General features: G+C 69.2%; 9 protein-coding genes and 1 pseudogene. 2 read left to right on the plus strand and 8 right to left on the minus strand.

Annotated elements, in window-relative coordinates:
* Positions 1-144 precede the first annotated feature (144 nt).
* Entirely contained in the window at positions 145-1,077 is a 933-nt protein-coding gene (gene trxB, locus NDAS_RS23990; protein WP_013155849.1) for a thioredoxin-disulfide reductase, read from the plus strand.
* Between the two features lie 90 nt (positions 1,078-1,167).
* Positions 1,168-1,491, plus strand: coding sequence for a thioredoxin (gene trxA / locus NDAS_RS23995; protein WP_013155850.1), 324 nt, complete (start codon positions 1,168-1,170; stop codon positions 1,489-1,491).
* A 142-nt stretch (positions 1,492-1,633) separates the two neighbouring features.
* Here trxA and NDAS_RS24000 read toward each other — a convergent pair whose 3' ends face one another.
* The 8 genes and pseudogenes from NDAS_RS24000 to rpmH form a co-directional block, all read right to left on the minus strand.
* Positions 1,634-2,572 carry a ParB/RepB/Spo0J family partition protein gene (locus NDAS_RS24000; protein ID WP_041553283.1) on the minus strand — a complete coding sequence of 313 codons (939 nt, stop codon included), beginning with the start codon at positions 2,570-2,572 and terminating at the stop codon, positions 1,634-1,636.
* Between the two features lie 28 nt (positions 2,573-2,600).
* Complete coding sequence (locus NDAS_RS24005; RefSeq protein WP_049800333.1) at positions 2,601-3,416, minus strand: ParA family protein; 816 nt, start codon at positions 3,414-3,416, stop codon at positions 2,601-2,603.
* A gap of 134 nt (positions 3,417-3,550) precedes the next feature.
* Positions 3,551-4,261 (minus strand): 16S rRNA (guanine(527)-N(7))-methyltransferase RsmG, encoded by a 711-nt coding sequence (gene rsmG, locus NDAS_RS24010; RefSeq protein WP_013155853.1) that lies wholly within the window; start codon positions 4,259-4,261, stop codon positions 3,551-3,553.
* Positions 4,262-4,601: 340 nt separating this feature from the next.
* On the minus strand, positions 4,602-5,090 hold the full coding sequence (locus NDAS_RS24015; protein ID WP_013155854.1) for a Jag family protein: 489 nt from the start codon (positions 5,088-5,090) through the stop codon (positions 4,602-4,604).
* A gap of 137 nt (positions 5,091-5,227) precedes the next feature.
* Positions 5,228-6,172: a membrane protein insertase YidC gene (gene yidC / locus NDAS_RS24020; protein WP_013155855.1), complete on the minus strand. Its 945-nt coding sequence runs from the start codon at positions 6,170-6,172 to the stop codon at positions 5,228-5,230.
* A 28-nt stretch (positions 6,173-6,200) separates the two neighbouring features.
* Complete coding sequence (yidD, locus tag NDAS_RS24025) at positions 6,201-6,515, minus strand: membrane protein insertion efficiency factor YidD (protein ID WP_026338384.1); 315 nt, start codon at positions 6,513-6,515, stop codon at positions 6,201-6,203.
* Positions 6,512-6,984, minus strand: a pseudogene (gene rnpA / locus NDAS_RS24030) (ribonuclease P protein component). The gene yidD and the pseudogene rnpA overlap by 4 nt, the downstream one beginning before the upstream one ends.
* Positions 6,985-7,078: 94 nt before the next feature.
* Positions 7,079-7,222, minus strand: a complete 144-nt coding sequence (gene rpmH, locus NDAS_RS24035) for a 50S ribosomal protein L34 (RefSeq protein ID WP_013155858.1) — start codon at positions 7,220-7,222, stop codon at positions 7,079-7,081.
* Between the last annotated feature and the right edge of the window lie 484 nt (positions 7,223-7,706).

The raw sequence follows: 7,706 nt of genomic DNA on the forward strand, positions 1-7,706 counted from the left end.
CGCCTCCTACGCATACCCCGCCCCCGTAACCTGGGGCGATGTCCCGAAGGGAATGCCCTGCGCCTACCATCGGTTGTGCTAACCAACTTCCCCTGAGGTCACACGGCGTGGCCAGGGCAGCGACTGTGTGAAGGGCCAACGAGCGTGAGTGACGTCCGCAATGTCATCATCATCGGTTCCGGACCGGCGGGGTACACCGCCGCCGTGTACGCCGCCCGTGCCGAGCTGCGACCCCTGGTGTTCGAGGGTTCCATCACCGCCGGCGGCGCGCTGATGAACACCACCGAGGTCGAGAACTTCCCCGGTTTCCCCGACGGTGTCATGGGCCCCGACCTCATGGACCACATGCGCAAGCAGGCGGAGCGGTTCGGCGCCGAGCTGGTGCCGGAGGACGTCACCGAGGTCGACCTCACCAAGCCGGTCAAGGAGGTCGTCGCGGGCGGTGAGACCTTCCTCGCGCACACGGTCATCCTCGCCACCGGCTCCGGCTACCGCGAGCTGGGCGTCCCCGGCGAGAAGGAGCTGTCCGGGCGCGGCACCTCCTGGTGCGCCACCTGCGACGGCTTCTTCTTCCGCGACCAGGACATCGCGGTGGTCGGCGGCGGCGACACCGCCATGGAGGAGGCCCTGTTCCTCACCCGGTTCGCGAGGTCGGTGACCGTCATCCACCGCCGCGACCAGCTGCGCGCCAGCCGCATCATGGCCGAGCGCGCGCACGCCAACGACAAGATCACCTTCCTCTGGAACTCGGCGGTCACCGAGGTCCTGGGCGAGGAGCGCGTCTCCGGCCTCAAGGTGCTCGACACCCAGACCGGCGAGACCAGCACCCTGGACGTGACCGGCCTGTTCGTCGCGATCGGCCACGACCCGCGCGTGGACCTGTTCGACAAGCAGATCGAGCTGGACGAAGAGGGCTACGTCAAGGTGGACTTCCCGTCCACGCGGACCAACCTGGAGGGCGTCTTCGCCGCGGGCGACGTCGTCGACCACCAGTACCGGCAGGCGATCACCGCCGCGGGAACCGGCTGCTCCGCCGCCCTGGACGCCGAGCGCTACCTCGCCGCGCGCGGCAACTAGAGGCGGCTGGCCCCAGGGCCCGATCCCGGGGCCGCCGCCACCGACTCCCCCCTCGCCCCCTGCCCCGGACACGTCGAACCAAGGAGAACCATGTCCGCTGTCAAGCACGTCACCGACGCCACCTTCAAGGAGGAGGTCCTCTCCAGCGACAAGCCCGTCCTGGTGGACTTCTGGGCCGACTGGTGCGGCCCGTGCAAGCAGATGGCCCCGGTCCTGGACAAGCTGGCCGACGAGTACGGCGACAAGATCGAGGTCGTCAAGCTCAACACCGACCAGAACCCGGAGACGCCGCGCTCCTACAACGTGCTGTCCCTGCCGACGATGAACCTCTACAAGGACGGCGAGGTCGTCAAGCAGATCATCGGCGCCAAGCCCAAGCGCGTCCTGGAGAAGGAGCTCGCGGAGTTCCTGTAACCCGGAACCCGCCGCACCCGCGGCTCCTCCGCAGGCCGGTACGGCGAAGGGCCCCCGAGATCCCTGGGATCTCGGGGGCCCTTCGCCGTACCGGGCCCCCTTCGGCGGTGATGTTTCACGTGAAACATCACCGCCAAGGGGGCTAACCCATCTGGCTGATGATGCGCTCCAGGTCCTCGTGCGTCGCGAACTCCACGACGATCCTGCCCTTGCGCTTGCCCATGTTGACCTTCACCGTGGTGTCCAGCCGGTCGGAGAGACGGGAGGCCCACTCCTCGACCTGGGGAGGGTTGGCGGTCCGGGTGGGGGCACGGCGGACCCTCTCCTCCTCGGGCTCCTCCCTCAGGGCCACCATCTCCTCCAGGGAGCGGACCGAGATGCCCTCCTCCACCACCCGGGCGGCGAGGCGGTCCTGGAGGTCGGGGTCCTCGACCTTCAACAGCGTCCGCGCGTGCCCGGCGCTGAGCACACCCGCGGCCACGCGCGTCTGCACCTTGGGCGGGAGGGTGAGCAGCCGCAGGGTGTTGGTGATGTGCGAACGGGACCGGCCGATCCGCTGGGCCAGCTCCCCGTGGGTGGCGCCGAAGTCGTCCAGCAGCTGCTTGTAGGCGGCCGCCTCCTCCAGGGGGGTGAGCTCCTGCCGGTGCAGGTTCTCCAGGAGCGCGTCGCGCAGCAGCTCGTCGTCGTCGGTACTGCGGACGATGGCGGGGACGCGGGTGAGCCCCGCCTCCTTGCTGGCCCGCATCCGGCGCTCGCCCATGATGAGTTCGTACCGGGGGCCGTCCTCACCCTCCAGCTTGCGCACGACGATGGGCTGGAGCAGGCCGACCTCGCTGATCGAGTCCCGCAGCTCCTCCAGGGCCTGGTCGTCGAAGTACTTCCGCGGCTGGCGGGGGTTGGGGATGATCGAGCTGAGCTCGACCTCCTCCAGGTACGTCCCGTCGGGCAGGGCTTCCACCCGTGGCTCGACGGGCTGGGTCTCCTCCTCGGAGACGGTGACGGGGGCGGGGGCGGGGGCCGCGGGCCCCTGTGGGATGAGCGCCCCCAGTCCCTTGCCCAGTCCGCGCCGCTGCTGGCTCACCGGCACCTCCACACTCCTCTTCCGCTTGTCAGACCTTGGCCCTGTGGGCGATCTCCCGGGCGGCTTCCAGGTAGGCCACCGCACCGGTGGAAGCCGGGTCGTACGTCATCACCGACTGGCCGTAACTGGGCGCCTCGGACACCCGGACGCTCCGGGGGATCAGCGTCTCCAGGACGGTGTCCCCGAAGTGCGAGCGCACCTCGTCGGCCACCTGCTGGGAGAGCCTGGTCCGGCCGTCGTACATCGTCAGCAGGATGGTGCTGACCGCCAGCCCCGGGTTCAGGTGGGACTGGACGAGCTCCACGTTGCGCAGCAGCTGCCCCAGACCCTCCAGGGCGTAGTACTCGCACTGGATCGGGATCATGACCTCGTCGCACGCCACCATCGCGTTGACCGTCAGCAGGCCGAGCGAGGGCGGGCAGTCGATGAGGATGTAGTCCAGGTCCGAGGTGTCGTAGGCGGCGAAGGCCCGCTTGAGCCGGGCCTCGCGCGCGACGAGCGAGACCAGTTCGATCTCGGCGCCCGCCAGGTCGATGGTCGCCGGGGCGCACCAGAGGTTGGGGATCTCCGGGACCGGCTGGGCGAGCTTGCGGATCTCCTCGTCCTCCACCAGGCAGTGGTAGATGGACCGGGTCTGGTTGTCGCGCTCCATGCTGAGGGCGGTGGACGCGTTGCCCTGCGGGTCGAGGTCGACCACGAGGACGCGCTGTCCGTGCATCGCCAGGGCGGCCGCGATGTTGACCGTCGTGGTGGTCTTGCCGACGCCGCCCTTCTGGTTGGCCACACTGATCACCCGGCATTCCTTGGGCCGGGGCCAGATGTCGTCGGGCCCGCGAACCGCCATGGCCTCGTGGGCCGCACGGGCGAGCGGAGTGTCGGGAACCCCGGACGGTGTTTCACGTGAAACATCGAGCAGGTCTCCGTAGGAGGATGTTTCACGTGAAACACCGGGGTTGTCGGATGGGTTCACGAAGGAGTTCACCTCTTCCGTCCGCGCTTCTTCTTGCCGCCGCGCGCCTTCGGCGCGGGCGGACCACCGGTCACCGTGACGCGAACGACCGTGGTAGCGGGATCGACTTTACCCCGCCCCACCCTGATCACATCGCTAACGCTGGGCCGCAGTTTCGAAACGTCTTCCTTCGCGGCGGCCAGTTCGGCCTCCGCCTGCTCCCCCTTGAGCGCCAGCAGGCTGCCGCCCTCGCGCAGGAGGGGCAGGGACCACCCGGCGAGCCGGCTGAGGGGAGCGACCGCGCGGGCGGTGACGAAGTCGGTGTAGACCTCGCCGTGCGCCTCCTCGGCACGGCCGCGCCGCACCTCCACGTTGGGCAGCTCCAGGATTTCCACGGCCTCGTTGAGGAAGACCGTCCGGCGCAGCAGCGGCTCCAGCAGCACCATGCGGATGTCGGGGCGCAGCAGGCCGAGCACCAGACCGGGCAGCCCGGCGCCCGAGCCGACGTCCACCACCTCCGCGCCCTCGGGAAGCAGCTCCTCCACGACGGCGCAGTTGATGAGGTGCCGCTCCCACAGGCGGGGGACCTCGCGCGGACCGATCAGGCCCCGGCGCACCCCGTCGTCGGCGAGCAGTTCGGCGTAGCGCCGCGCCGTCGGCAGGGAGGTGCCGAAGACCCCCTCCGCCTCCGCCGGGGGAGCGGGGAGCGCGGCGCCGGGCTCCTCAGTGCCCGAGGTCATCGGTCACCACCTGTGAACTCGTCCATCATCACTTCCATGTCGGTTCGCCACGGCGTCCGCGCACACGGCGGGACCGGTGGGCGAAGGGGGACGCGCAGCGGCGCGGAGAAAAGGGATCCACCCTGAATCCTACGCGCGGGAGGACACCGCGGTTTCACGTGAAACATCCACGGCCCCCGCTTCTGCCTTCCCGGTCCGCGGTCCGGCCACACATGGCGAGAAGTCGACAGAGCCACATGCCGACACGGCGAGGGGGTCCACACGGCAGGAGCCGGGTACAAGCGGAGGGGGTGGCGATGTTTCACGTGAAACATCGCCACCCCCTCCGGGGTGTCCGCGCCTAGGGGGCGGGCCGCACCACCACGTAGCGGTGGGGCTCCTCCCCCTCCGACTCGCTGTGCAGACCGGCGGCGGCCACCGCGTCGTGCACGACCTTGCGCTCGAACGGGGTCATCGGCTCCAGGGGCTGGGTCTGGCCGGTCTCCTTGGCCTTGTTGGCGGCGTCCGTCCCGACCTGGAAGAGCACCTTGCGGCGGTCCTCGCGGTACCCGCCGATGTCCAGCATCAGGCGGCTGCGCTCACCGGTGGCCCGGTGCACCGCCAGCCGGGTGAGCTCCTGGAGGGCCTCCAGGACCTCGCCCTTCTCCCCGATCAACTCGTCGAGGGTGGCACCGACGACGGAGACCATCGCGCGGTCGCCCTCGACGTCCATGTCGATGTCGCCGTCGAAGTCCGCGATGTCGAGGAGTCCCTCGATGTAGTCCGCGGCGATGTCGCCCTCGTTCTCCAGGGCCTCGACATCGATTCCGGCCTCAGGCGCCTCAGCCACCGCTACGCCACCGCTCTCTTCCTCGCTACTTGCCACAGCGATCCCGTCTCCTCATCCCTCACGCCCTGGCCGCCGTACGCCTCAGGGGCAGTGTCGCCTGCGCACTCGAACGCCTTCTCGGCCGGGAGCCGCAGAACCTAGCGCGGACCACCACCGGCCCGCTTGGAACGCGGCTGCTTCCTCGGCTGCTTGCGTTCGATCTTAGGCTGTTCCTTCGGCTCAGGAGCGGATTCCGCCGCCTTCTTTCGGCTGAGCATGCCCTTGGCGGAACCGTTGGCGGAGGCACCGCTCTTGGCCTTGGCCTCGTCCTGGCCGGGGGCCGGCTGCCTGCTGTAGAGGAAGTGCTGCTGCCCCATGGTCCAGACGTTGGAGGTGACCCAGTAGACCAGCACACCCACGGGCATCATGAGACCGAAGAGCCCGAACAGGGGCGCCATGTACATCATGATCTTCTGGGTCTGCATCATGGGGTTGTCGGGCATCTGGGAGACGCTGCGCTTCATGCTCTGGCGCATGGTGAGGAACGTCGTCGTACCCATGATCACGCAGGCGATCGCGATGATGACCTTGGCCATGATCGGGTCGGACGCGCCGAGCGCGAGGAGCTCCTCGGGAGTGCTGTTGAACTGGGCCGCGACGGGCGCCTCGAAGATGAGCGCCGCACGCGCGCTCTCCACCAGCTCCGGGGTGAAGTTGTACTGGGCGTTGCCCTCGGCGACGCTGCGCAGCACGCTGAAGAGCGCGAAGAAGACCGGCATCTGCAGGAGGAGCGGCAGGCAACCCATGATCGGGTTGGTACCGCTCTCCTGGTAGAGCTTCATGGACTCCCGCTGCAAGCGCTCCTTGTCGTGCTTGTAGCGCTCGCGGAGCTTCAGGATCTTGGGCTGGATGTCCTGCATCTTGCGCTGCGTGTTCATCTGCTTGACGAACAGCGGCACCAGCAGGAGCCGCATGAGCACGGTGAGCAGGACGATCGACAGGCCCCAGGCCCAGCCGCTGTCCGTGTCGAGGCCGATGTAGGTCAGACCCGAGTGGATCTGGACCAAGATCCAGCCGACGATGTTGTAAAGCCAGTCCAGCACCGGCCAACTCCTATGTGATTCGCTTCAGCTACTGGTCCCCGGGAGGGGTTCCGGTGTGGCCGGCTCCGCCCGCAGACTCCTCGGACTCCCCGTTCCGGCGCCCCCTGGGCGGCGGAACCGGATCAAGCCCCCCCGGATTGAAGGGGTGGCAACGGGCGATACGCCGGGCTCCCAGCCACAACCCGTACAGAGCTCCGTGCACGCGCAGCGCCTCGACGGCGTACGCGCTGCACGAGGGGTAGAAACGGCAGACCGGGGGGAAGAGCGGGCTGATGAAGCGCTGGTAACCCCGGATGGGCAGGATCAACACGCGCGCGAACACCGTCGGTCTGTGCTCGGTCATCGGCCCCACCGCTCTCCGCCCTCGTCCGGGCGTCGGTTCCCTGCTGTCTCGCGCACCGCGGGATCGGCCACCGGGGGCCGAGGCCGGCCCCGGCCGGACCGGCGGCGCGACGACGTCCCGCGGGGGCGCGTCGCCGCGGCGATCGCGCTGTCGAGTTGGGCGGCCAGGTCCTCGTGCCGCGCGGTGGCGGCGGCGGGTCGGGCGCGCACTACAAGCAGGCTACCGTTTGGCAGAACAGCCAACCGAGACCGCATCAGGTGGCGCAGTCTGCGCTGTACGCGCTTGCGCACCACCGCTCCCCCGACCGCCTTGCTGACCACGAACCCGACCCGCGGGGGTCGGCGTCCGCGACACCGGAGGGCGGGGGGAGGTAGACGACGCCCAGGCAGTCCCTGGACGCGCGCCGTCCCGAACGCATGACGGAGCCGAACTCGGCGCTGTGGCGCATCCGGTTCCTCGGCGAGAGCATCGGCTTCCTTCGTGCTTCGGTACTTCTCCCACGACAAAGGGACCGGCCGGCGAGAAGGCCGGACGGTCCCGAAGGGCTTGGTGCTGGGCGTGGCCTAGTGGCTCACGGTCAGCGCCGCGCGCCCCTTGCGACGGCGCGAGGCGATGATGGCGCGACCGGCGCGCGTACGCATGCGCAGCCGGAAGCCGTGGACCTTCGCGCGACGCCGGTTGTTCGGCTGGTACGTACGCTTGCTCACTACTGGCTCCAGGGGCGTGTCAGGATAAGTACTACGACAGACCCCCAGGATATGCGGGGCCTACGGGTGCATGAGCCGTGGCCGCGCCTCCGTGCGAACACGGGCGCAGGCAGATCGTCGGCATAAGCATAAAGAAGATACGACCTGGTCCGGCCGGGGTCAAATCGGGCCTGTGGACGGCGGTTACACGCGTCCGGCCTGGCCCCTCCCCTCCCCGCCTCCGCGCTCGCTCACGGACGGTCGGCGCGGAACCCGCACCCGCCTCTCCCCCGCCCTGTGGACGACTCGTCGTCCACAGGCGTGTGAGACTTCCACACCCCCCGGCGTCTGTGGATAACCTCAGCCTGTGGATAACTTGCCCCTCGCACCGGCCGGCGCTCCCCCGATGCCGGGAACAGCCCTCTTGCACACCTTCTGATCTGCACATTGTGGATAACTCTGCGCTGTGCGCGGAGATCTGCCATCCTGTGGACAAGCCTGTGGA

This window comes from Nocardiopsis dassonvillei subsp. dassonvillei DSM 43111, assembly GCF_000092985.1.
Lineage (GTDB): Bacteria > Actinomycetota > Actinomycetes > Streptosporangiales > Streptosporangiaceae > Nocardiopsis > Nocardiopsis dassonvillei.

Coding starts and splice junctions, on each gene's coding strand:
- NDAS_RS24005 (WP_049800333.1), bottom strand. CDS start 3,416: ATGGCGGTTCGCGGGCCCGACGACATCTGGCCCCGGCCCAAGGAATGC.
- yidD (WP_026338384.1), bottom strand. CDS start 6,515: ATGACCGAGCACAGACCGACGGTGTTCGCGCGCGTGTTGATCCTGCCC.
- rsmG (WP_013155853.1), bottom strand. CDS start 4,261: ATGACCTCGGGCACTGAGGAGCCCGGCGCCGCGCTCCCCGCTCCCCCG.
- trxA (WP_013155850.1), top strand. CDS start 1,168: ATGTCCGCTGTCAAGCACGTCACCGACGCCACCTTCAAGGAGGAGGTC.